This window comes from Haemophilus parainfluenzae (genome assembly GCF_900638025.1).
In the GTDB taxonomy this organism is placed as follows: Bacteria; Pseudomonadota; Gammaproteobacteria; order Enterobacterales; family Pasteurellaceae; genus Haemophilus_D; species Haemophilus_D parainfluenzae_J.
In genome coordinates this window covers 1,045,628-1,070,107 of record NZ_LR134481.1, presented here as the reverse complement: position 1 = coordinate 1,070,107, position 24,480 = coordinate 1,045,628, and the positions used below count along the sequence as shown (strand labels likewise).

Below are 24,480 nucleotides of genomic sequence, written 5' to 3'. Positions count from 1 at the left end.
AATCGCTTTCTAAATGCCAAATTTTAGGCATAGAAAGACGCTCTATTATCCACATTCGGGGCTAAATTAGCAAGGCATTCTTGCTATTATCACCAGGGATATTGTGATATGATTCAGCCCAATTTTTAAAGGACAGATTCAATGACTGAAAAACAAGAAAAAATCATCAATCAATCCGTCAAAATGCTTACGATTTCTGAGGATGAAGCAGGACAACGCATTGATAATTATTTATTGGCAAAATTAAAAGGTGTGCCAAAAAGTTTGATTTATCGCATTCTGCGTAAAGGTGAAGTACGTGTGAACAAAGGGCGAATCAAACCTGAATATAAATTGCAAAATGGCGATGTGGTGCGTGTGCCACCAGTTCGTGTTTCTGAAAAAAATACCGCGCCGATTTCTAAAAACTTGAATAAAATCGCCTCCCTTGAAAGCCATATTATTTTTGAAGATGATTGTTTATTAGTATTGAACAAACCTTCTGGCATTGCGGTTCATGGCGGGAGCGGCTTGAATTTTGGTGTGATTGAAGCCTTGCGTGCATTACGTCCTGAAGCCCGTTTTTTAGAATTGGTTCATCGCTTAGACAGAGATACATCAGGCATTTTATTGGTGGCAAAGAAACGCTCTGCCTTACGTAACTTACACGAACAACTTCGTGTTAAAACGGTACAAAAAGACTATCTCGCACTCGTGCGTGGACAATGGCAATCTCATGTGAAAGTCGTGCAAGCACCTTTATTAAAAAATGAATTAGCCAGTGGCGAACGCATCGTTAAAGTCAGTGAACAAGGCAAACCTTCTGAAACGCGATTTGCTATTGAAGAACGCTACCAGAATGCGACCTTAGTAAAAGCGTCGCCTGTCACGGGAAGGACCCATCAGATCCGAGTTCATACTCAATATGCAGGTCACCCAATCGCGCTGGATGATAAATACGGTGATAAAGAATTCGATAAATATATGCAAGATCTCGGACTCAATCGTTTGTTTTTACATGCATTTTCTATTCGATTTGAACACCCTAAAACGGGCGAAACATTACGTTTCAACGCACAACTAGATGAAAAAATGAAAACAATTCTGAAAAAACTGCGTGAAAGCAAAGAGATAAACCCATAGACAAGAAAAATGTTTATTGCTATATTTGATGATGGAGACAACTCGTTTCTATCATTAATTAACATATAACAACAAAGGATAGCAAAAAATGGCAAAAGGACAATCATTACAAGATCCTTATTTGAATGCGTTACGCCGTGAACGTATTCCTGTTTCGATTTATCTCGTTAATGGGATTAAATTACAGGGTCAAATCGAATCATTCGACCAATTCGTGATTTTATTAAAAAACACTGTTAATCAAATGGTGTATAAACACGCTATTTCAACTGTGGTTCCAGCACGTTCTGTTTCTCACCACAATAATAACGGTCATCATGCAGCACAAGCTTCTGATGCTGTAGCGGAAGTAGAAACACAAGCAGAATAATTCTGTTCAATGAACGATTTCATCAGTTTAAGTGCGGTTGAAAATTCACCTGAAATTTCAACCGCACTTTCGTCATCTAAAACAGGCGACAATAGCCAATCGACAAAAGATAAAGCTGTCGTCGTGCATGTTTTCTTTTCTCAAAATAAAAACATTGAAGATCTGCAAGAATTCCAGCTTTTAGCAGAATCTGCCAATGTTGAGATTTTACAAATCATCACCACGAGCCGAGCGACGCCACAAGCGAAATATTTTATCGGTGAAGGAAAAGCACAAGAAATTGCGGATGCAGTAAAAGCCTTAGATGCCGATGTTGTTTTGGTGAATCATCAATTAACCCCTGCACAAACTCGTAATTTAGAAAGCATCTGCCAATGCCGAGTAGTGGATCGCACTGGAGTAATTTTAGATATCTTTGCTCAACGAGCCCGATCGCACGAAGGGAAATTACAAGTTGAATTAGCCCAACTCAAGCATTTATCCACTCGATTAGTTCGTCGAAAAACAGGCTTAGATCAGCAAAAAGGTGCAGTTGGATTACGTGGTCCAGGCGAAACGCAATTAGAAACGGATCGCCGTTTAATCAAGGTGCGTATTGCGCAGTTGCAAAATCGTTTGGCGAAAGTCGAAAAACAACGTAATCAAAATCGCCAAACTCGACAAAAAGCGGATATCCCTACCATTTCTTTGGTTGGTTATACCAATGCGGGCAAATCGACACTATTCAATTTCATCACACAATCGAATGTCTATGCGGCAGATCAGCTTTTTGCCACCCTTGATCCCACATTAAGACGTTTGCAAATTCAGGATGTAGGTACGGCCATTCTCGCGGATACCGTTGGTTTTGTTCGCCAACTTCCTCATGATTTAGTTTCTGCTTTTAAATCTACCTTGCAAGAAACGGTAGAAGCCAGTTTGTTATTGCACGTCATTGATGCTGCAGACGCTCGTAAGCTAGAAAATATTGAAGCGGTAAATTTAGTATTGGAAGAAATTAAGGCTGACAAAGTACCTGCATTGTTGGTGTACAACAAAATCGATTTATTGGAAAATATAGCGCCCCATATTGAATATGATGACGAGAATAAGCCCGTTGCCGTTTACCTTTCAGCACATTCAGGTGAAGGATTAGATCTGCTACTTGAAGCCATTAAAGTGCGGTTGAAAAATGAGATACTTTCTTTCACCCTCACACTGCTACCTCAAGAGGGCAAAATTCGCCATGCGCTCTATCAATTAGATAGCATTCGTCACGAACAAATTTCGGATGAAGGTGAATTTATCCTCAATGTACAAATTGATAAAGTCGAATGGCTCAAACTTTGTAAACAATTCCCTAAACTGTCAGAAATTATTTACTAATACCGTATTGTTTTAATTTATTGGCGATCGCCGTATGTGATACGCCTAATCGTTGTGCTAATTTTCGTGTACTTGGATACTGCGCATAAAAAGCACGCAATACACTCGCCTCATATTGTCCCATGATCTCATCCAGTGTTTGCTCACCAAAATCACCCGCAGAAATGACCGTACTTTGTACGGGTTTTAAATTTAAACTTTCAATATCAAGCTGGTTATTTTTCGCTAAGGAACAGGCTCGATACAAGACATTGTAAAGCTCTCGCACATTACCTTGCCAAGGCTGCGCTTTCAAATAATTCAAAAAATCAGCATCATATTGCGGCATTGGAATCTTAAGCTGCGTGCTAATTTCTTGTAAAAAACCGTCCGTTAAAGGCTGAATATCTTCAACTCGCTCACGCAAGGGCGGTACATTTAGTGCTAAGACATTTAAGCGATGGAATAAATCACTGCGCAATTTCCCTTGTTCTAACAACTTTTCCATCGGCTCTTGTGAAGTACAAATCACCCGAACATTTGCATGATGTTCTTTTTCTTCACCCACTCGACGGAAAGAACCATCCGTTAAAAAGCGCAATAATTTTGCCTGTAAACTTAATGAAAGCTCGGCAACGCCATCTAACAACACCGTGCCTTCGTGAGCATATTCAAAAAAACCGATGGTTTCACTGTCACCCACTTTACGCCCAAACATTTCGCTTTCCGCATCTTCATCCGGCAGGCCTGCACAGTTTACTGCAATGAATTTTTTCTCACGGCGCAAGCTCGCAAAATGGCAAGCTTTGGCTAATAAATCTTTACCCGTGCCCGTTTCACCCTGAATTAAAAGCGGCACATCAAACATCGCAAAACGTTGTGCATTTTCGACCGCACTTTTCATGGAAAGGCTTTGAGTGACAAAGCAAGAGAACGGTTCTTGTGGATTAAATGTCAGCATAAAATAAGCTCTGTTTTATTAAATGATGCCGATATGATAGGAAGTTTATTGATATGTGTAAAGATTAATTTACATATAAAAAGGGCAATCATTGACTGCCCTTTTAAATTATTTTTCGTATTATTTTTTCACTGCATGATCAAGTTCTTGTGCGATGATTCCCATGCTTTCTAAGCCACCAAACGCAAGATACCAATTGGCTGCATCAAGGTACACAATGTGTCCATCTTTATACGCTTTGGTTTGTTTGATGATATCGTTATCCAATACTTTTTGTGCATTGTTGGCTTTTTCTGTAATGGCCGCTGTACGATCTACTACGAGTAAAAAGTCTGGATTTTTTTCTAAGATATATTCAAAACCAACGCTTTGTCCATGCGTAGACGATTTGATGCTGTCATCAATCGGTTTAAAACCAAATTTTTGATACACCATACCATAGCGAGAACCATCACCAAAAGCACTGATTTTACTTTCATTAACCAACACCAATAGTGCCGTTTTACTTTGTGCGTCTTTCGCGACTTGCGCGACTTTACTGTCTAACGCGGATAATTTCTCTTTTGCTACATTTTCTTTGTCAAAGATCTGTCCAAGTGCGGTCACATTTTGTTGAAAACTTGGATAATAATTTGTGTAGTCATTTTCAACATTAAATACTGGTGCTATTTCTTTAAATTTGTCGATCATTTTTTCTTGACGTTTAGACGCAATGATCAAATCTGGATTAAGTTCGTTAATTTGCTCCAATGATTGTTCTTTCAAATCACCAACATTTTTATATTTTTTGTCTGCAAATTCTGAAAGATAGTTTGGAATTTTTCCGCTTTGTGGGAAGCCCACAATTTTATCTTGCACACCTAATGCACGAAGCGTATCAGCTGCACCAAAATCGAGAACCACCACACGTTGTGGATTTTGTGGCACTACTTGTTTTCCAACAGAATTTTCCACCGTAATATCCGCAGCTTGTACAATACCAGAAAGTGCGAAGAGTGAAAGTGCTAAAGTTGATAATGTTTTTTTCATGAAGATTTCCTTATTTATCTAAAATAAACGGCAATTTTATGGTCGTCGATATCCTGAATAGGAATCGTCATATCATAAATATCTTGTAATACGGTTGATTGCATAATGTGGTAAACTTCACCTTGTTGGACTAATTTTCCATTTTTCATGGCAACAATGTAGTCTGAATAACAAGAGGCAAAATTAATATCATGAATCACAATCACCACGGTTTTGTTGAGTTCTGTCGCTAATTTACGCAAAACTTGCATGATCTGCACAGAATGCTTCATATCCAGATTATTTAATGGTTCATCCAACAAAATATAATCGGTATTTTGTGCCAGTGTCATCGCTATATAAGCGCGTTGTCGCTGCCCACCACTTAAGTTATCGATATATTGATGACGAATATCATCTAAATTCATATAGGCAATGGCATTATCAATAAAAGTGCGGTCAGTTTGGGTTAAGTTTCCCTTGCTATAAGGAAAACGCCCAAAAGCGACTAAATCTTCAATGGTTAGACGTAAATTAATGTTGTTCGTTTGCTTTAAAATCGCAAGTTGTTTCGCAATATCGCTACTTTTCTTACGATTGAGCAATTCACCGTTGAGATAGATCTCGCCACTATCAGCATTCAACAAACGGCTCATAATAGACAGCACTGTACTCTTCCCCGCGCCATTCGGTCCGATAAAAGACGTAATTTTCCCCGTTGGGATGGTGACAGACACGTTGTCCACCACCTTTTTGCTTCCGTAACTTTTCGTAATATTGCGAATTTCTATTGCCATTTTTTGTTTGCTCTTAATAACAAATAAATAAAGTACACACCGCCGACAAAATTAACGATGATGCTTAATGTCGTGCGGAAGGTAAAAATATGAGTAACCAATAATTGCCCAAAAACCAAGGTAATAATGGAAATTAACATCGCAGCAGGAATAAGCACCTTATGGCGATAATCACGAATAAATTCAAAAGTTACATTCATTACCAATAACCCAAGGAAAGTAAGTGGGCCAACAAGTGCGGTCGATACTGATGTTAAAATTGCCACGAGAATTAATAGGACTTTTAAGGTCTTTTGGTAATCGATACCTAAGTTAATGGCATTTTCTCGCCCTAACGCCAACACATCAAAGCAATGCCAATATTTCAAACTGAAAACAATGGTCGCCACTAAAATGGCTAATGCGACCCACAAGATTTGAGTATTGATTCGGTTGAAACTTGCAAAGCCAATATCTTGAGCGATCTGGAATTCATTTGGGTCAATCAACACTTCCATAAAGGTCGTTAAGCTACCAAAGAAGGTGCCGAAAATAATCCCGACAAGCAACAAGAAGAAAATATTTTGGTTCTCTTTCTTAAACAGGAAGTGATAAAGCACTAATGAAAAGGCCATCATTAATCCCGTACACAAGACAAACAAGGCAATCGAATTCATTGAAAGCAATGTGCTTGAACCGAAAAGGAAAATAATCGCCGTTTGAATCAGTAAATACAGCGAATCTAAACCCAAAATACTCGGCGTGAGAATTCGGTTATTCACAACCGTTTGGAAAATCATCGTAGCGAGTGCAATTGCCGCACCTGTAATCACAATCGCAATTAAGGATAAGGCACGATTTTCCAAGGCATATTGCCAACGGTTTGGTAAGTTGTAGCCTAAATAGAGTGCAAGAGAAACAATGGCTAACAACGACAATATAATCAGTTGAGAAGAAGATTTCTTAGCCATTTCGATACCGCTTTAATAATAAAAATAAGAAGATACCACTGCCAAATACGCCCACCACGGCATTAATGGAAATCTCATAAGGATAAATCACACTTCGACCTAAAATATCGCAGAATAAAACAAATACGGCGCCTAACAAGGCGGTATGAGATAACACTTTCTTCAAGTTATCACCTAAATAAAGTGTGACGATATTCGGGATAATTAACCCCAAGAAAGGGATCACGCCAACAGACACAATAATAATTGAAGATACGACCGCCACAATGAGCAGACCGAGATAAAGTACTTGGTTGTAATTTAGACCTAGATTAACCGCAAAATCTTTCCCCATCCCGACAATAGAAAAACGATGCGCAAATAAATAAGCTACGATGAGGGTAGGAATACTGAAATACAACAATTCATAACGGCCTGACATCACAAGAGAAAAGTCTCCTTGTAGCCATCCGGATAAGTTTTGTAATAAATCTTCTTTATAAGCAATAAAGGCGGTAATTGAACTAATGATATTGCCGAACATAATCCCCACTAAAGGCACAAAAATCGTGTCCTTGAATTTCAAACGGGACAGAATCGTCATAAATAACAATGTCCCAAGAAAAGACACGATGACCGCAATAGTGGTTTTTAACAACATAGAAGCAGTTGGGAAAAACAGCATCGCCATTAAAATGCCTAATCGTGCGCTGTCCATTGTGCCCGCCGTGGTGGGAGAAATAAATCGGTTTCGACTGAGTTGCTGCATCACTAAGCCACAAATACTCAAGGATGCGCCAGCAATCAAGATACTGATTAAGCGAGGCACGCGACTAATTAAAAAGATCTGCCATTGATTACCTTCAAAATTCAGTAACCCTTTCAGATTAACAGTGCTCACCCCGAGAAAAAGTGAGACAAAGGAAAGCACGATCAAAAGAAAAATGAGATAACGTCGCTTAATCATAATAAATGAGAATAATTCTAAAACGCAAAGAAGGATAGCATATTGATGAAAAAGAGGAAAGATGAAGTGCGGTCAGTTTTTGATTAATTTTTTAAGTGCATAAAAAATGCGGTCCAAATTTGACCGCACTTTATTCGCTACAGCTTTAACATCTTTTCCGCTTCTTTCGCTTGCACTAAGAACTGTTTACGCTCTGCTGTTGCCATTGCACTACTTGTACCAGGTAATTTAACTGTCAATGGATTTACAACACGACCATTAATATGAAACTCATAATGTAAATGAGGTCCCGTTGAGATCCCTGTATTTCCTGTTAAAGCAATACGCTCTCCCTTCTTCACAGTTTGCCCTGCACGAACTAAAGCTCGGCTTAAATGCATATACACTGTTTGATATTCGCGACCATGACGTATCACCACATAACGTCCTGCACCACCTGCTTGATAAGCCACCTTTTCAACTACGCCTTCTGCTGGCGCAATAACGGGCGTACCTGGAGCAACAGCAAAGTCGACGCCTTTATGTGGACGAATACGCCCTGTGACTGGATGACGACGATTTGGATTAAATGGCGAAGAAACACGCGCTTGACGTTGTAGTGGATAACGCGCAAAGCCCTTGCCAAGAGTCTCACCTTGTCTATTATAATAGCGACCATTTGCCGCTTGAATTCCATAATAACTTTTACCACCTGTTATAATATGGATAGCTTCTACATTACCTTGTCCCGTTAATTTATCGCCTAAATATTCACGTGACACTAAAATCGCAAATTTGGTGCCTTTACTGAGTTTTTGAAGGCTTACCTGCCATTGTAATGCGGAACTTAACTGACTGATTTGACGACCATCCAAACCTAAATCACGCAAACTTGATGCAAAAGATCCGTTAATTGTGCCTTTTAATACCTCTTTCTTCCAAATACTCTTCTTCTCTAAGATTTGGCGTTTAAACTTGCCGTCTTCAGTGCGCTCATAAATTCGCTCTTCTTTTTCAGATACCAACCAGTTTAAATACTCCAGTTGATCTTCTTTATCTAAAATCCAATAGAACTGTTGGCCTGCGCGTAAGTTTTTTAATTCAGGATAGGTTGAAATCAAATTATTCGCAGTATTATCTTCTAGACCTGAAAGTTCTAACACATCTTTTAATGAATCACCTCGTACCACGGTATGACTAAATTGATCGGTAATACGTAGTGCCTGATCAGCCACATCTAAAATACCGGTCAATGCATCTTGTGCATCTTTTGGTAGCTCATTTAGCTCATCAAACTGAGGCTTAATTTCATCAACTTCATCATCTTTTGCTTGGAGTTCATCATCATAAGAGGTTGCATCCTCTGTATTCGAATGTAATTTAGACTCAGAATGAGATGGATGAGATTCTGGTGAAAGTGATTGATACTGAACGTTATCTACCACATCTGGCTCAAGATTACTTTGCAGAGAAGGATCATAATCAGCTGTATCTTTAAAGGCGAGAAAAGTACCTGTAAAAATAAATAAAAGTGCAGTAAAAAAATCGCTGCTTTTATGCGGGACTTTCTTTTCCGTCGTTCTCTGGCTAATTTAACGTGCTGCACTTTTGCTACCCTTGTAGATATAAAATAAAAGATTTTCGTGACTCAGACTACAAAATCTAGAAAAAATTCATTTTACCCCAAGAATATAAAATCTTATGCCTAATATTTAGACACTGATAGAATTTCTTGAGAAAAATAAGAAAATAAGCTATGTTATTGGGCTATTTTTAAGGGGGGAATTATGCAAATTAACGCCATTCAACCAACCCAATCAGTACCATTAATTACGCTAAAAAATATCAATGTAGTCTTTGAACAAAAGACCGCATTGCGGGATATTACTCTTAACATTTATCCTCATTCAATTATTACCATTGTCGGTCCTAATGGAGGAGGGAAATCCACCCTCTTAAAAACGCTATTAAAACTACAAACGCCAACATCTGGTAAAGTTATTTATAGCCCTAATGTTAGAATTGGTTATGTCCCACAAAAAATTCACTTAGATCACAGCTTACCAATGACGGTTGAGCGCTTTCTTGCTCTCAAAAAAGGGGTAAAAAGCCAAGAAATATCGACCGCACTTGAGCAACTTTCTATTACTCATTTGAGAAAACATAATATGCAAAAACTCTCTGGTGGAGAAATGCAACGTGTACTATTGGCTCGTGCAATTTTAAATAAACCCAATTTACTGGTGTTAGATGAACCGACTCAAGGCGTGGATATTAATGGTCAAGCTGAACTTTATCAGCTGATTCATCGAACTCAACAAGCCTTAAATTGTGCGGTTTTAATGGTTTCCCATGACTTGCATATCGTGATGGCGGACAGTAAAGAAGTGTTGTGTATCAATCAACACATTTGCTGTGCCGGTACACCTGAAAGCCTATCGAATGATCCCACATTTATGCGTCTTTGGGACAATCAAATCTCACAGAATGTGGGCTTTTATACGCATCATCATAATCACCATCATAATATGCACGGAGACGTTTGTAGTTGCAGTGCTAATCCATCAGAATGCCAACAATAAGGAAACATCATGTTTGAGATTTTATTTCCTGCCTTGCTTACGGGCGTACTGCTTTCCTTAATTACCGCACCTCTCGGTGCTTTTGTGGTGTGGCGTAAAATGGCTTATTTTGGTGATACCCTTTCTCACTCAGCCTTACTTGGTGTGGCACTAGGAATTTTCCTACAAATTAATCCTTATGTTGCCATTGTGATTTTGACGATTATTCTTGCCGTATTAATGGTTTGGCTGGAAAGTAACACGCAATTTTCAGTGGATACCCTTTTAGGGATTATCGCTCACAGTTGTCTTTCTCTTGGTGTGGTTACAGTTGGCTTACTTAAAAATGTCCGAGTCGATTTAATGAGTTATCTTTTTGGCGATTTGCTTGCTATTAATTTTAGCGATTTACCGTATATCGTTGCAGGTGTAGTCATTGTATTAATCACGCTACTTTACTTCTGGCAAGCTTTACTCTCCACCACAGTTTCACCAGAACTCGCCCAAGTGGAAGGCATTAATATCAAAAAAATGCGATTTATCTTGATGATTTTGACTGCACTTACCATTGCCTTAAGTATGAAGTTTGTCGGTGCTCTGATTATTACCTCACTCTTAATTATTCCAGCCGCAACAGCAAGACGTTTTGCCAAAACGCCTGAACGAATGGTATTTATTGCGATTTTAATCAGTATGCTTTCCGTCGTTGGCGGGTTATTCCTTTCCGCCTTTTATGATACTGCTGCGGGGCCTTCTGTCGTGATTTGTTCCGCATTTTTGTTTTTGTTATCATTACTCAAAAAGGAATATTTGTAATCTACTCCAACCATTGAAAACCATTTGCGCCGCACCTTAAATCTTGATAAAGTGCGGTCAACTTTTGATGATCTTTTAGGATAAGACATGAGCCAAGAATATTTAGATTTTGAATTACCAATTGCTGAACTTGAAGCCAAAATTGAAGCACTACGTTCAGCATCTGATGACAAAATTGATTTACACGATGAAATTAAACGCTTGCAAAAGAAAAGCGATGAATTAACCAAAAAAACCTTTGCTAATCTTGATGCATGGCAGGTTTCTCGTATGGCGCGTCATCCAAATCGTCCATACACGCTTGATTATATCGAACATATTTTTACTGATTTCCAAGAACTTGCAGGCGATCGTGCCTTTGCAGATGATAAAGCAATCGTAGGCGGTCTCGCACGTTTAGATGATCGTGCGGTCATGGTTATCGGTCATCAAAAAGGCCGGACTGTAAAAGATAAAGTGAGTCGTAACTTTGGTATGCCTGCACCTGAAGGCTATCGTAAAGCGTTACGTTTAATGCAAATGGCTGAGCGTTTCAACTTACCTATCATTACCTTTATCGACACGCCAGGGGCTTATCCGGGCATCGGTGCGGAAGAACGTGGTCAATCTGAAGCCATTGCTCGCAACTTACGTGAAATGTCTACCTTAAAAGTACCTGTTATCTGTACGGTAATTGGTGAAGGCGGTTCTGGTGGTGCATTAGCCATTGGTGTTGGTGACAAAGTGAATATGTTGCAATATTCAACCTATTCTGTTATTTCACCAGAAGGCTGTGCTTCTATCTTATGGAAGAGTGCAGACAAAGCCTCTACCGCTGCAGAAGTCATGGGCTTAACCGCAACTCGTTTAAAAGAGTTAGGTTTAATTGATAATATCGTTCAAGAGCCATTAGGTGGTGCACATCGTAATTATCATGAAATGGCACGTAATTTAAAACAATGCCTTGTTGAAGAACTAAACGAACTCGATACTTTCGACAAAGATGGCTTATTAGAAAGACGTTATGAACGTTTAATGTCTTACGGCTATTGTTAATAATATATAAAAAGAGCGGTTAATTTAACCGCTCTTTTTTGTGTTTAAAGAATAATACATGGATGCCAGAAAATGCATCAATGCTAAAATAAAAATAACGTAAAAGGAGTTTAAAATGAAAAACGTATTAGCTATCCAATCTCACGTAGTTTATGGTTTTGCCGGTAATAAATCTGCCACCTTTCCAATGCAGCTATTAGGCGTGGATGTGTGGGCACTCAATACCGTACAATTCTCTAACCATACCCAATATGGTAAATGGACTGGCATGGTGATTCCACAAGAGCAAATTGGTGAAATTGCCAACGGTTTAGATGCCATCGGAAAACTTCAAGAATGCGATGCGTTACTTTCTGGCTATTTAGGTTCAGCTGAACAAGTTGACCAAATTATCTATGCTTTAGAAAAAATCAAAGCGCGTAACCCAAATGCACTTTACTTGTGCGATCCTGTTATGCCAAATGCCGAAAAAGTCTGCGTGGTCGCCGATGGCGTACGTGAACGCTTAATTGAAAAAGCCATTCCACGTGCAGACATCATGACACCAAATCTTTCCGAACTTCGTACACTTTCTGATTTTCCTATCAATTCCTTTAATGATGTAGTCAAAGCGGCTAATGCGTTAGTTGCCAAAGGTGTGAAAAAAGTGTTGGTGAAACACCTTGGAACAGCTGGTAAATTGAACGATCCAGATACCTTTGAAATTATTATGGCGACACCTGAAGGTGTATGGCATTTAAGCCGTCCACTTTACAAATTTAACTTTGAACCTGTTGGTGTGGGTGATTTAATTGCAGGTACTTTCTTGGCGCATTACTTAAACTGTGGCAATGATGTTGAAGCTTTTGAAAAAATGAATAATGCGGTGGCTGGCGTAATGAAAACTACCTTTGATTTGAAATCTTACGAACTACAACCTATTGCCGCACGTTTTGAGATCTTAAATCCAAGCACAAACTACAAAGCTGTTAAAGTTGCCTAATGGATCTTTTTTCATTATTCCAAGCACAAATCCCAACCACCGCCAATAAGCTTCTCATTGCTTTTAGCGGTGGTTTGGATTCAACTGCCCTGCTTTCTTTAGTTAAAAAACTCAGCGAAAAACGACCGCACTTAAGCCTACGAGCTATTCATATCCATCACGGATTAAGCCCGAATGCGGATACTTGGACAGAACATTGCCAACAACTCTGTGAGCAATTTGCCATTCCACTTATTATTGAAAAAGTCAAAGTGGAAATGCACGATGGCATTGAAGCGGGCGCTAGAGAAGCCCGTTATCAGGCTATTTCAACACATATTCAACCAAATGAATATCTAGTCACTGCACATCATTTAAATGATCAAACTGAGACCTTTTTCCTCGCATTAAAACGCGGCGCTGGATTACAGGGTTTAGGCGCTATGCAAAAAAAAAGCAAATTGTTTGGGATGTCAATTCTACGGCCTCTTCTTTCTTTTAGCCGTAATGAATTAGAAGATTACGTTCATCAAGAAAATCTATCTTGGGTCGAAGACGAAAGCAATCAAGATAATCATTACGATCGCAATTTCTTACGAAATCAAATTTTGCCTGAATTACGCCAACGCTGGGGACATTTTGACCATGCTGTTCAGCGTGCCGCACAACATTGTTTTGAGCAACAACAACTGATTAATGAATTATTACAACCTTGCTTTGAGCAGCACATTCTTGAGGATCAAAAACAGTTTTCGCTTGTAAATTTTCTAGACTATTCACCGCAAAAACAAACCGCACTTTTGCGCATGTGGTTGGCTAAAAATCAGATTGCCATGCCAACGCAGATTCAATTAATGCATATTATTGATGATGTTATTCAGGCAAAAGCGGATGCATCCCCACAATTTCAACTTGGGGAACATATTATTCGCCGATATCAACAGCATCTCTATTTAACAGAGAAATTCGTTGATTTGTCGCAAACTTGTCTTGATATGCCATTAAATCAACAGATTACCTTGCCTGATAATCTTGGAACAATTTGTGCAGCCCACAACACGAAAGGCATTTTAGTCAATTGGAACGAAAAACAGGTTCAACTTGCCGATACACAAGAACCGATTCAAATACGATTTGCTTATACTAGCAAAGTGAAACGACAGCATAATCGCCCTGCCGAAACCATGAAAAAAATTTGGCAAGAGCTCGGTGTTCCGCCTTGGCAACGAAATCGCATTCCACTCATTTTTTATGGTGAGACTTTACAAAGTGCGGTGGGTTTTTTCCGTGTTTTTCATAATTTAGAGAAATAAAAAATGGGTGATGATTCACCCATTTTTATGATTAAGAAAAGCGTTTAAAATACCTGCTGTAAATTCTTTCCGTAAATAAAACCCCAGCGGCAAGGTATCAATCACTTCCCCATTTTTACCAATGCCTTTTGTAATGGCTTTACTGTTTGCACCTTTTGGACGCAGTTGCATAACTTCACCAATACGTGCCGTAATCTGATCTAACTTTCCGAGCACAATATAATCCATCAACTCTTCCCAATCTTGGCGTAATTGATGTTCTTGTTCAGTCGAAGGTTGCCACAAAATAGGCTGACCAATATGTCGCTCACGTAACGGAATATCACGACTGCCCTCAATGGGAATCCACAATACTTTCGATAATTTATGACGAACGTGTGAATTTTCCCAATTCACTCCCGAATTTTGAACCAAAGGTGCAAGGCTCACAAACGTAGTTTCTAACGGAAAGCCTTCTGCATTAATGGGTAATGTTTTTAATTCAATGCCTAAATGGGAAAAATCCTGTTCAGCCTTACTGCCTGCCGTAGCACCTAATGCAGTTTCAAGCAACATCCCAACCCAACCTTTATCGCGTTTTAAATCCGGTGGAACTGGAACATGTAATTCGTCAGCTAATTCACCAAAAGTTAAGCCAGCTATGGATTGCGCTTTGGAAAGTAATTGTTCAGGGGTTTGTGGAATCATTCGTGATATTTCTTAAAAAAGCGAGGCTTAGTATTTTCAGTACCTTTATCAATATAGGGAATTTTTTCTAATTGTAATAAAAAACGTTTTGCCTCTAAGCCTCCGCCAAAACCAGTTAAAGTACGATCTTTGCCTAAAATGCGGTGACAAGGAATAATAATACTAATCGGATTACTCCCTACCGCACCACCTACGGCTCGAACCGCTTTAGGATTATTAATCTGCAACGCAAGATCACCATAAGAGGAAAGCTCACCATAATCAATTTCGCGTAAAACTTGCCAAATAGAAAGTTGAAACGCTGTACCTTCTGGCTTCAAGGGGATATCTGAAAAACGCTCGACTTCCCCACTAAAATATCGTTCAAAAGCCAAGTATACTTTTTGAAAAACAGGCAATTCATCTTTTTTACGCCATTTAGGATTAGGTTCATATTGCTCTTTTTCAAAATCAATATGTGTAATACTTTCACCATCAGATAAAATTAAAAGCCGCCCGATAGGAGAAGGATAATAAGTATAATAAAGTACGGTCATTTTTTGCCTTGTTTTATAAAAAAGAAAAGCACACTTCGTGTGGAGGTGTGCTTTATTATGCTAAATTTTCTAACCGATTAGAAACTATAATTTAAATTCAAACCGTAAAGATTTGCACTTGCTTTAGAGGTGTAATTTCCAGTTACCACTACAGCACCATTGCGGATAATTTGCTCTTCTTTGAAATGAACTTTTTTACCTTTCAAATAAGCATAGCCTAAATCAACTGAAAGATTTGGAGTAAATTTATATGTAGCACCTACGCTATACCAAGTACGATCTGTATCAGGAATTGCCGCACTAGCATGTTCAGTTGCTGCAGCTTGATCATAAGCAATACCTGCTCGTAAAGTTAATTTATCATCCACATCGTAGGTTCCACCTAATGCAACACGCGAACTATTTCTATAATACATTTTCTTATGAAATGCTTCTACGCCATCAGCATGATAAGTTGCATATAAGTTTTTCAAACGACTCCAGTGAGAATATTTATAACTATAATGCATCGCAAATTTGTCAGTCAATTGATGGAATCCTGACAATTCTAAATAATCAGGCAAATTAAGCTTTAAACCACCTTCTTGCCCAACACGCTGAGCTTGTAAACTAGTTGCAGCATGATCCGTAAAGTCAATATCTACTTTAGAGTGGTAAGCTAAACCAATTCGATGATTTTCATTAAATTGATACATTACACCTGCATTCCAAGCAAAAGCCCAAGCTGCTTTATCTTGTAATTGAGTAAGAATAGTATCTTTTTTAACGCTACTTAATGAAGCCAATAATGGACCCGCTGTAGGAGGTAATTGTATAGCTCCTGCGCGTACAGCCTGACCAATATATTGAGTGGCATCAGCCAGTGCACCCGCTCTACGCTCAATTTTTGCTTGAGCATAAATCGCATTCAAGCCTAAACCAGCAGTAAATCCCTCAGTAACACGATAGGAACCACTTAAATTTAAGTTTACAGCACTTAAATCTGTTGTACCACCAAATATCCCGCCGTTATATTTGTTATCATACTCGCTTTTCAAACCAAAATTCACATTCATTCCCGTACCAACAGCGAATCGGTCATTAATCGGTGCGACAAAATAAATATTCGGTACTAAAGAACCAGGTACGACTCTTTTTTGATGAAGATTAGTTGAAGCACTCGGCAAATGGGCACCTAGATTCATACCTAAAGCATGAATATCCATATTACCATTCATATTAATCTTAGAATCAACGTAAACTCCACCAACAGTGAATTGATTAGTTTTAAACAAGCTCATTAATGCTGGATTAGTTGCAACCACTGAGGCATTGTCCGCAATTGCAGCTTCACCAGCATAAGCACGACCAAGACCTGATGTTGAAACTTCTGCTAATTGGAATGCTGCTGCATTTACACCGCTTGCAGCGGATAACATCGTCATTGCTAATAGCGTTTTATTAAATTTTGTCATTTGGAACCTTTGTTATTAATAATAATGAAAAAATCCGCGAGATTCTAAAACTCCAATAAATGGAGTGCAAATTATTTCATACTAATTTGTAAGTGTTCCGACCAGTAGTAAACAAATGATATTTAAATTAAAAAAATGTAGTTACTTTTGCAGGTGGCTCAAAAGTGCTAAAATATGATCAATCTTAATTTTAAAATAAGGAAATCCTATGACAGTAACATGCAAAGCAGAAGAATCTCTCACTTGTAGTTGTGTTGATGTGGGGACGATTATTGACGGTTCAGATTGCTCTGTTGATATTCATCAAACCTATACGAATAAAGCTGAAGCTGAAGCGGCACTTAATCGTTTCATTGAAAAAGCACGCAAAACAGAAAGCGATCCTTGCGACATTAAAAGTGAAATCACAGAAACTGAAAATGGCGCCAATTTAACGGCACGTTTTACATTTAGCTGCCAGGCTGAAGCAATGATTTTCGAATTAGCGAATCGCTAAAAAACATTCTAGAAAATAACCGCACTTTATTATTAAAAATAAAGCGCGGTTATTTTTTGCTTAAATCATGATTAAATCACTATCGCAAACGTTTGCTTGATCTGGTACAATCACGCCGTTTTATCATTTAACCTAAAAATATAGGACAACATTGTGAGCAAACCATCATTAAGTTATAAAGATGCAGGCGTGGATATTAATGCCGGTAACGAATTAGTTGAACGTATTAAACCACACGTAAAGCGGACAACTCGCCCTGAAGTTATCGGGGGATTAGGTGGGTTTGGTGCATTATGTGCCATTCCGGGCAAATATAAAGAACCCATCCTTGTTTCAGGTACAGACGGTGTGGGCACTAAATTACGCCTGGCCATTGACTTAAAAAAACACGATACCATCGGTATTGATTTGGTTGCTATGTGTGTTAACGATTTAGTCGTGCAAGGTGCCGAACCCTTATTCTTCTTGGATTACTACGCCACAGGCAAACTTGACGTAGATGTTGCCTCCGATGTAGTGAAAGGCATTGCTGAAGGCTGTGTACAATCAGGTTGTGCATTAGTCGGGGGTGAAACCGCCGAAATGCCAGGCATGTACCACGCTGGCGATTATGACCTTGCAGGTTTCTGTGTGGGCGTGGTTGAAAAATCAGAAATCATTGATGGTAGCCAAGTTAAAGTAGGAGATGCTTTAATTGCACTAGGTTCAAGTGGCCCGCATTCAAATGGTTATTCTTTAATTCGTAAAGTCATTGATGTTGCTGGTGTCAACCCAGCCACTGAGCAATTAGATGGTCGTCCATTAAGTGAACAAGTGCTTGCGCCGACAAAAATCTATGTAAAATCTGTTCTCGCTTTAATCAAACAAACGGAAGTCCATGCTATTGCACACTTAACGGGTGGCGGTTTCTGGGAAAATATTCCCCGTGTATTACCAAAAAATACCAAAGCTGTTATTTATGAAAGTAGTTGGGAATGGCAACCCGTATTCAAATGGTTACAAGAAAAAGGCAACATTGAAACCTATGAAATGTACCGTACGTTCAACTGCGGCGTTGGCATGGTGATTGCATTACCACAAGAAGAAGTAGAAACCGCCTTAGCGATTTTAAAACAATCGGGTGAAAATGCGTGGTTGATCGGTCATATCGAAAGTGCGACAGATGGTGAACCACAGGTTATCATCAAATAATTTCTCTTTTCCATTTCAGGGCGAAAATTTCAGAATGAAACGTTCGCCCTTCTTTTATATAGAATAATATGAAAAAAATTGCTGTCCTGATTTCAGGTCAAGGATCAAATCTTCAAGCGATCATAAATGCTTGTCAAACTGGCTTTATTCGTGGAAAAATTGTTATTGTCATCAGTAATAAAATAGATGCATATGGCTTAGTACGCGCTGAAAGTGCGGGCATTTCTAGTCACATTTTTTTGCGTCAAGATTTTGCCTCTAATCTTGAGATGGATAACGCTATCGGTGATTATTTAGAAGATCTCGATGTTGATCTTATCGTCTTAGCCGGTTATATGAAAATCTTGACCAAAGCTTTCACTCAGCGTTTTCCTGGTCGAATTTTGAACATCCACCCTTCCCTGCTTCCCAAATATCCAGGCTTACATACTTATCAACGTGCGCTTGATAATGGTGAGAAAGAACACGGTACAACCGTACATTTTGTCAATGAAGAGATCGATGGTGGTGCGACTGTATTACAAGCTAAAGTGCCGATTTTCCCTGGAGATACCGTCGAGGAGATTGAACTTCGTACACGTGAACAGGAATATCATATTTATCCTTTAGTGATTAAATGGTTTATTGAAGAGCGATTAAAACTCGAAAACGGTATAGCATATTTAGACGACTCCCCTTTACCCATATCTGGCTATGCCGCTGAATAACGTTAAATAAAAAGCGATACACACTGTGTACCGCTTTTTCAGAGCAAGGTTCTATTAGAAACGATAACCTAAACCGACAAAATATACTGTAGGGTCAAGTTTCACCTTCACCGTATGATTTTCACCAGCTAAATTAAAACGCGCTTTGGTTTTAATTTGCGCATACCACATTGCCGCATTGAAATAAAGGTTGTCTGTCAGTTTAACATCTATACCCACATTCGCAATCGGGCCAACTGAATCTTTTAATCTAAGATTAGATACACCAGCTAACTTAGCTTTTTCACTGAAAAACGTGGTGTAGTTAAGACCTCCACCTATATAAGGACGTACACTAGCATCTTTATCCAAGAAATAGTATTGAGCATATAAACTTGGCGGTAAATGTTTAGTTTTACCCACTAAAGCAGACCCTAACTTAATCTCATGACTAAAAGGTGTCGCCGCAAGTAATTCTACCCCGATGTTATCAGTGAACATATAAGTACCCGTTAACCCCAATTGAGTATTATTGTTCACTTTAAATTTGAAGACATCGCTATTTGTGCTCGTATGAGTATCCACAAGAACACCACCCGCTCTTACAATAACATCACCTTGTTGATGTGCATTTGCAAAGCCTGCTAATAATGCTGCGCTTAATCCTAATGCTAATGCCGTTTTTTTCATATTTTGACTCCTTAGTCATTATCTGTTAAGTCCGCATTCGGACAATACGATCTCTTGTTATAATAATACTTATTTTGGGGTATCAAACCGTGATCTCTGTCAAATTTTTTGAAATTAATTAAAAAATTTTTTTTTAATCTAGAGCAATTCTTCGTATTTTTAGTTTTTTGATGTCAAAGCTTGTATAATTACCTCACTTTTTTTACCGAGAAAATAAGATGCAAATTAACTTTACTCAGATTTTTCAAGATAGCCTCAATTTTATGCGTAATCAGCGAAAAACCGTGCTGATTTTCGTTGGGATTTTTGTTGTCTCACAATTGATTAATGCATTAGTCAGTGTACCAATGCCGAGTTTGGGTGATAATCCTAATCCATCACAACAAGACATTATTGATGCATTAAGCAAAGTGGAGCCAACTGCTCTGATTGGATCTTTTGTATTCCAACAATTATTGATGTCTTTTATTGCGACCTTCGGTATTGCAACCATTCATCATATTAGCCAGCAAAACCAAAATCCGATTAATCAAGGTCTCATGCTGACATTACGTCGTTTTTTAGGTGTGGTGGTTTTAGATATTTTTATGAGCTTGCCGCTTTTATTTGGTATCGTTGATGTTATGAGTTCATTTTTAAGCAAAAATGCACTCTCCCCTCTAGCCTTTTTTTCAATGGTATTTGGCTTGTTTTTCTTTGTTCGTTTATGCTTATCGCCCGTGCATTATATTGCATCCAATCAATCTATCGGGCAAAGTGCTTTACAAGTGTGGCGTGCGGGTGTTAAACGTAATGGCATATTGATTATTTATGCTTTGATCACTTATTTACTTCTACCTTTATTAGTGAATAGCATTAGCGCAATTCTAGGTACATCATTTTTAAGTGTGATTGTTGGCATCTTGGCAGCATTATTTCAACTATTTATTTTGGTATTTACTTACCGTTTTTACAGTTTATTTATGAAGGCATAATATGAAGCAACTTCTTGAATTTATTCCGCTTGTTCTCTTTTTCATTACTTACAAAATGTTTGGGGTACGTGAGGCGGCGATTGTCTTAGTGATCGCGACCATCATACAAATGGTTGTACTAAAACTGAAATATGGCATGATTGAGAAACAACAAAAAATCATGGCGATCGCTGTCGTCTTTTTTGGTTTACTCACTGCCTATTTCAATGAAATCAAATATCTACAATGGAAAGTCACGATTATTAATGCCTTATTTGCCATTGTTTTATTGGTTGCACAATTCCAATTCAATACGCCACTGGTGAAAAAGTTATTAGGCAAAGAAATCCAATTACCGAATAATGTGTGGAACAAATTGAATGTAGGTTGGGCAGGATTTTTTATTCTGTGTATGCTTGTAAATATTTATATCAGCCAGAATATGTCTGAAGATGCTTGGGTTGATTTCAAATCTTTTGGTTTACTTGGTATGACCTTTGTTGCAACAATCGTCAGCGGCGCTTATATTTACCGTTACTTACCTAAAGATGATCAAAAAAATGATGGGGAAAAATAATGGTTTCAAATCTTACTGATAAAGACGGTCGTCAATCTAAAGGCGTATTATTACTACGTACCTTAGCAATGCCTTCAGATACCAACGCCAACGGCGATATTTTCGGTGGCTGGATTATGTCACAAATGGATATGGGCGGCGCAATTCTTGCCAAGGAAATTGCTCATGGTCGTGTCGTTACCGTTGCCGTAGAAAGTATGAATTTCATTAAACCTATCGCTGTTGGTGACGTGGTATGTTGTTATGGTCAATGCCTCAGTGTGGGGCGTTCTTCTATTAAAATCAAAGTAGAAGTATGGGTGAAAAAAGTTGCCAGTGAACCAATTGGGGAACGTTATTGCGTGACTGAAGCTGTATTTACCTTTGTGGCTGTAGGAAAAGATGGTAAATCTCGTAGTATTCCTCGTGAAAGTAATCTTGAATTAGAACGAGCGTTAGCCACCATCGAAGAATTACAATTAAGTTGTTAAAAGGAGAAATAATGTATTACGTAATTTTTGCCCAAGATATTCCTGGCACTTTAGAAAAACGCCTTGCTGTACGTGAGCAGCATCTCGCTCGTTTAAAACAATTACAAGCAGAAGGTCGTTTATTAACAGCGGGTCCCAATCCTGCCATTGACGATGAAAACCCTGGTGAAGCTGGCTTTACAGGCTCGACTGTGATTGCTCAATTCGAAAGCCTGTCTGCAGCAAAAGACTGGGCGGCACAAGATCCTTATATTGAAGCTGGCGTTTACGGTGATGTGATTGTGAAGCCTTTCAAAAAAGTTTTCTAAATAAAACAAACGCTACACTCAAAGACGGATCTAAATATCCGTCTTTCTCTTTATATGGAATCTCCTATGCGAGCACTTAAACACACGACAATTTCGTTATTAATTTTAACCGCACTTTCAGGCTCAGCTTTGGCTAATCAGCATGCTCATAAAAGTAAAAATGAAACGGCGCCACAAATTAACCTTGCTGAAGAACAAGTCAAATGGGCACAACAACAGCACGCTTATGAATTAAAGCTGATTGAACAACGCGCGACTTTTCTGCAATTAGAGTCTCTCCTAAAAAGTGCGGTCAAAAATAATCATGTTTCTAATAATGCCAAATTATTTCTTGGGCTTATTGATTCTTTAAAAGGTTATCCATTGCAAACTGATGCTATAGCGGCTTATTTAGATGCGCGTGTAAAAACCGTTAATCGCGATACGCCTCGTGAAGAAGTAAATGCATTACGAACAGACATTGAACAATTTATTCAGCAACATGCCTCTCATTTTCTACGCGGAAAATTAGAACAACGTATTTTTACGTTATTCACCAATGCTGAAGATACTCAAGCTCTCGCCAAACTCACACCTAATAATTTGGAAACACAAATTGCCGTACTCACGGCTAAATATCAAATAGAAACAGCCAATACCAGTCAGACGACAGAGAATCCATCAAACGATAAGAATAAATCGGCTATTTTGTCTGAGTATGAACAACTTTGGCTCAACAACGCTGAGCTTCCTAATGACGCTCAGCTGTGGGCGGCTTGGTATTCACAAGGTGGACGCACTCAAGAGAAGATCTATCAAAAAGCAGAAATGCTCTTTGCTAAAAATGATGCTAAAGGTCTCGAAATACTCGCTAAAGAGTTAGAAAAAATTGAGAATGCGAAAGAAGATGAGCAAGTAGCTGCTCATTTAGCGCTCTATCAGGATCTCTTAAAAAATCCGGCAAATTTGAAAATGCTCGCTGAGAAATTGCCATTAATCGATGGTAATACGAATAAAATCACCAATAAATTTGTCGTAGTACTCGGTTTTGCTCGTTATTTGCGAACCATTCCGGAATATATGAATGAGCCAACCTTCATCCCTTACGAGCAATGGGCTAAGACCTGGCAATTAGACGAAACAGAATTACGTGATTGGAAAATCGCCTTTATTAGTCGTTTCTTTGATAACGAAAGCCCTAATTTTGTGCAATGGCGCGATCAAGAACTTCTCAAACTTAATGCCGATAATCTCATTGAGCGTCGTTTACGTACAGCTATTTGGCAAAAAACGAATTTATTAGGTTGGTTGAATGCCCTTTCAGATGAAGTAAAGCAAAAACAAGAATGGCGTTATTGGATGGCTAAAATAACTGCTCAAGCATCCGATAAAGATGCGAGACAACGATTAGAGGCTTTATCGAAAGAACGTGGGTTTTATCCAATGTTAGCAGCCGTCAAATTAGGTCACTCCGACAAACTGGAAATGCCTAAAATGCCTAAAATGCCTCAAGAATCTAATATCCAAGAGAAGTATGCAACTGAATTAGCTGAGATTGCAGAACTGCGTCAATTAGATCGATTAGGTGCAGCCAAACAACGTTGGCGTTCTCTATTAGAAAAATTACCGCAAGATAAACAACTTGCGTTAAGCCAATATGCAAATGAACAAAATTGGTTTGAATTAGGCGTAGATGGCTCGATTATTGCGAAAGCATGGGATTATATCAATTTACGCTTACCAAATGCTTACAGTCAATATTTTGATATTGCCCTCAGTAATGTGAACCTCAGCGCAACGGAACCTCAAGCGATTGTGGATAATCGTGTCACCAAAACTTTTGCGATGGCAATTGCTCGCCAAGAAAGTGCTTGGAATCCAATGGCACAATCTTCTGCAAATGCTCGAGGATTAATGCAGCTATTACCAAGTACCGCGCAAAAAACAGCAGAAAATCAGCAACTTCCTTATAACGGTGAGTTAGATTTATTCAAACCGCTTAATAATATTTTACTTGGTACGGCTCACTTAAATGAGTTAAATGCTAAATATCCAAATAATCGCATTTTGATCGCCTCTGCCTATAATGCGGGAGCAAGCCGTGTAGAAAAATGGCTTGCGAGAGCCAATGGCAAATTGGCTATGGATGAATTTATTGCGTCTATTCCATTCTTTGAAACTCGGGGTTATGTTCAAAACGTATTAACTTACGATTTTTACTATCAAAACCTACAAAACAAAGAAAAATTACAAACCTTTAGCAAAGAGGAATACGATCGGCTATACTAGT

25 protein-coding genes and 1 pseudogene are annotated in these 24,480 nt (G+C 38.6%); 16 read left to right on the top strand and 10 right to left on the bottom strand.

The window, feature by feature from the left end:
* The first annotated feature begins 141 nt into the window (after positions 1-141).
* The 3 genes from rluC (at position 142) to hflX (ending at position 2,857) form a co-directional block, all read left to right on the top strand.
* Positions 142-1,122, top strand: a complete 981-nt coding sequence (gene rluC, locus EL215_RS05460; RefSeq protein ID WP_126470731.1) for a 23S rRNA pseudouridine(955/2504/2580) synthase RluC — start codon at positions 142-144, stop codon at positions 1,120-1,122.
* A gap of 88 nt (positions 1,123-1,210) precedes the next feature.
* Positions 1,211-1,492 (top strand): RNA chaperone Hfq, encoded by a 282-nt coding sequence (gene hfq / locus EL215_RS05455; RefSeq protein WP_126470729.1) that lies wholly within the window; start codon positions 1,211-1,213, stop codon positions 1,490-1,492.
* 9 nt (positions 1,493-1,501) lie between these two features.
* The gene (gene hflX / locus EL215_RS05450) at positions 1,502-2,857 is read left to right on the top strand and encodes a ribosome rescue GTPase HflX (RefSeq protein WP_126470727.1); all 1,356 of its coding nucleotides are present in this window, start codon (positions 1,502-1,504) and stop codon (positions 2,855-2,857) included.
* Here hflX and EL215_RS05445 read toward each other — a convergent pair.
* The 6 genes and pseudogenes from EL215_RS05445 to mepM form a co-directional block, all read right to left on the bottom strand.
* The gene (locus EL215_RS05445; RefSeq protein ID WP_126470725.1) at positions 2,847-3,797 is read right to left on the bottom strand and encodes a sigma 54-interacting transcriptional regulator; all 951 of its coding nucleotides are present in this window, start codon (positions 3,795-3,797) and stop codon (positions 2,847-2,849) included. The genes hflX and EL215_RS05445 overlap by 11 nt on opposite strands.
* Before the next feature lie 120 nt (positions 3,798-3,917).
* Entirely contained in the window at positions 3,918-4,826 is a 909-nt protein-coding gene (locus EL215_RS05440; protein ID WP_126470723.1) for a siderophore ABC transporter substrate-binding protein, read from the bottom strand.
* Between the two features lie 14 nt (positions 4,827-4,840).
* Positions 4,841-5,602: an iron ABC transporter ATP-binding protein gene (locus EL215_RS05435; RefSeq protein ID WP_126470721.1), complete on the bottom strand. Its 762-nt coding sequence runs from the start codon at positions 5,600-5,602 to the stop codon at positions 4,841-4,843.
* Positions 5,593-6,552, bottom strand: coding sequence for an iron chelate uptake ABC transporter family permease subunit (locus EL215_RS05430; protein ID WP_126470719.1), 960 nt, complete (start codon positions 6,550-6,552; stop codon positions 5,593-5,595). Before EL215_RS05430 ends, EL215_RS05435 begins: the two co-directional genes overlap by 10 nt.
* Positions 6,545-7,498 carry an ABC transporter permease gene (locus EL215_RS05425; protein ID WP_269471709.1) on the bottom strand — a complete coding sequence of 318 codons (954 nt, stop codon included), beginning with the start codon at positions 7,496-7,498 and terminating at the stop codon, positions 6,545-6,547. Before EL215_RS05425 ends, EL215_RS05430 begins: the two co-directional genes overlap by 8 nt.
* 137 nt (positions 7,499-7,635) lie before the next feature.
* A pseudogene (gene mepM, locus EL215_RS05420) lies at positions 7,636-9,083 on the bottom strand (murein DD-endopeptidase MepM).
* Positions 9,084-9,264: 181 nt separating this feature from the next.
* Between mepM and znuC the strand changes: the two are divergent.
* The 5 genes from znuC to tilS all read left to right on the top strand — a co-directional run bounded on the left by znuC (position 9,265) and on the right by tilS (position 14,163).
* Complete coding sequence (znuC, locus tag EL215_RS05415) at positions 9,265-10,059, top strand: zinc ABC transporter ATP-binding protein ZnuC (protein ID WP_126470715.1); 795 nt, start codon at positions 9,265-9,267, stop codon at positions 10,057-10,059.
* Positions 10,060-10,068: 9 nt separating this feature from the next.
* Positions 10,069-10,854: a zinc ABC transporter permease subunit ZnuB gene (gene znuB / locus EL215_RS05410; RefSeq protein WP_126470713.1), complete on the top strand. Its 786-nt coding sequence runs from the start codon at positions 10,069-10,071 to the stop codon at positions 10,852-10,854.
* An 87-nt stretch (positions 10,855-10,941) separates the two neighbouring features.
* Positions 10,942-11,889 (top strand): acetyl-CoA carboxylase carboxyl transferase subunit alpha, encoded by a 948-nt coding sequence (accA, locus tag EL215_RS05405; protein WP_126470712.1) that lies wholly within the window; start codon positions 10,942-10,944, stop codon positions 11,887-11,889.
* A gap of 115 nt (positions 11,890-12,004) precedes the next feature.
* Positions 12,005-12,871, top strand: coding sequence for a pyridoxal kinase (pdxY, locus tag EL215_RS05400; RefSeq protein ID WP_126470710.1), 867 nt, complete (start codon positions 12,005-12,007; stop codon positions 12,869-12,871).
* Positions 12,871-14,163, top strand: a complete 1,293-nt coding sequence (gene tilS, locus EL215_RS05395; RefSeq protein WP_126470708.1) for a tRNA lysidine(34) synthetase TilS — start codon at positions 12,871-12,873, stop codon at positions 14,161-14,163. The genes pdxY and tilS overlap by 1 nt, the downstream gene beginning before the upstream one ends.
* A gap of 15 nt (positions 14,164-14,178) precedes the next feature.
* Here tilS and mutH read toward each other — a convergent pair whose 3' ends face one another.
* The 3 genes from mutH to EL215_RS05380 all read right to left on the bottom strand — a co-directional run bounded on the left by mutH (position 14,179) and on the right by EL215_RS05380 (position 16,840).
* The gene (gene mutH / locus EL215_RS05390; RefSeq protein WP_049356411.1) at positions 14,179-14,850 is read right to left on the bottom strand and encodes a DNA mismatch repair endonuclease MutH; all 672 of its coding nucleotides are present in this window, start codon (positions 14,848-14,850) and stop codon (positions 14,179-14,181) included.
* A complete protein-coding gene (locus EL215_RS05385) occupies positions 14,847-15,386 on the bottom strand; it encodes a methylated-DNA--[protein]-cysteine S-methyltransferase (protein ID WP_049356410.1) in 540 nt (179 codons plus the stop codon). The genes mutH and EL215_RS05385 overlap by 4 nt, the downstream gene beginning before the upstream one ends.
* Positions 15,387-15,463: 77 nt before the next feature.
* Positions 15,464-16,840 carry a porin gene (locus tag EL215_RS05380; RefSeq protein WP_126470706.1) on the bottom strand — a complete coding sequence of 459 codons (1,377 nt, stop codon included), beginning with the start codon at positions 16,838-16,840 and terminating at the stop codon, positions 15,464-15,466.
* A gap of 208 nt (positions 16,841-17,048) precedes the next feature.
* Here EL215_RS05380 and EL215_RS05375 point away from each other — a divergent pair, with 208 nt between their 5' ends.
* The 3 genes from EL215_RS05375 to purN all read left to right on the top strand — a co-directional run bounded on the left by EL215_RS05375 (position 17,049) and on the right by purN (position 19,234).
* On the top strand, positions 17,049-17,336 hold the full coding sequence (locus EL215_RS05375) for a YfcZ/YiiS family protein (RefSeq protein WP_049356406.1): 288 nt from the start codon (positions 17,049-17,051) through the stop codon (positions 17,334-17,336).
* A 153-nt stretch (positions 17,337-17,489) separates the two neighbouring features.
* Positions 17,490-18,527 (top strand): phosphoribosylformylglycinamidine cyclo-ligase, encoded by a 1,038-nt coding sequence (gene purM, locus EL215_RS05370; protein WP_049356404.1) that lies wholly within the window; start codon positions 17,490-17,492, stop codon positions 18,525-18,527.
* A 68-nt stretch (positions 18,528-18,595) separates the two neighbouring features.
* Complete coding sequence (gene purN, locus EL215_RS05365) at positions 18,596-19,234, top strand: phosphoribosylglycinamide formyltransferase (RefSeq protein ID WP_126470704.1); 639 nt, start codon at positions 18,596-18,598, stop codon at positions 19,232-19,234.
* A gap of 54 nt (positions 19,235-19,288) precedes the next feature.
* Here purN and EL215_RS05360 read toward each other — a convergent pair whose 3' ends face one another.
* Positions 19,289-19,903, bottom strand: a complete 615-nt coding sequence (locus tag EL215_RS05360; RefSeq protein ID WP_049356401.1) for an OmpW family outer membrane protein — start codon at positions 19,901-19,903, stop codon at positions 19,289-19,291.
* Between the two features lie 218 nt (positions 19,904-20,121).
* Between EL215_RS05360 and EL215_RS05355 the strand changes: the two genes are divergently transcribed.
* The 5 genes from EL215_RS05355 to EL215_RS05335 all read left to right on the top strand — a co-directional run bounded on the left by EL215_RS05355 (position 20,122) and on the right by EL215_RS05335 (position 24,479).
* Positions 20,122-20,877, top strand: coding sequence for a beta-methylgalactoside transporter (locus EL215_RS05355; RefSeq protein WP_126470702.1), 756 nt, complete (start codon positions 20,122-20,124; stop codon positions 20,875-20,877).
* A 1-nt stretch (position 20,878) separates the two neighbouring features.
* Positions 20,879-21,433, top strand: a complete 555-nt coding sequence (locus EL215_RS05350) for a septation protein A (RefSeq protein WP_126470700.1) — start codon at positions 20,879-20,881, stop codon at positions 21,431-21,433.
* Positions 21,433-21,903: an acyl-CoA thioester hydrolase YciA gene (yciA, locus tag EL215_RS05345; protein WP_049356395.1), complete on the top strand. Its 471-nt coding sequence runs from the start codon at positions 21,433-21,435 to the stop codon at positions 21,901-21,903. The genes EL215_RS05350 and yciA overlap by 1 nt, the downstream gene beginning before the upstream one ends.
* Before the next feature lie 11 nt (positions 21,904-21,914).
* Positions 21,915-22,211 (top strand): YciI family protein, encoded by a 297-nt coding sequence (locus EL215_RS05340; protein ID WP_049356394.1) that lies wholly within the window; start codon positions 21,915-21,917, stop codon positions 22,209-22,211.
* A 66-nt stretch (positions 22,212-22,277) separates the two neighbouring features.
* A complete protein-coding gene (locus EL215_RS05335; RefSeq protein WP_126470698.1) occupies positions 22,278-24,479 on the top strand; it encodes a transglycosylase SLT domain-containing protein in 2,202 nt (733 codons plus the stop codon).
* Position 24,480 lies beyond the last annotated feature (1 nt).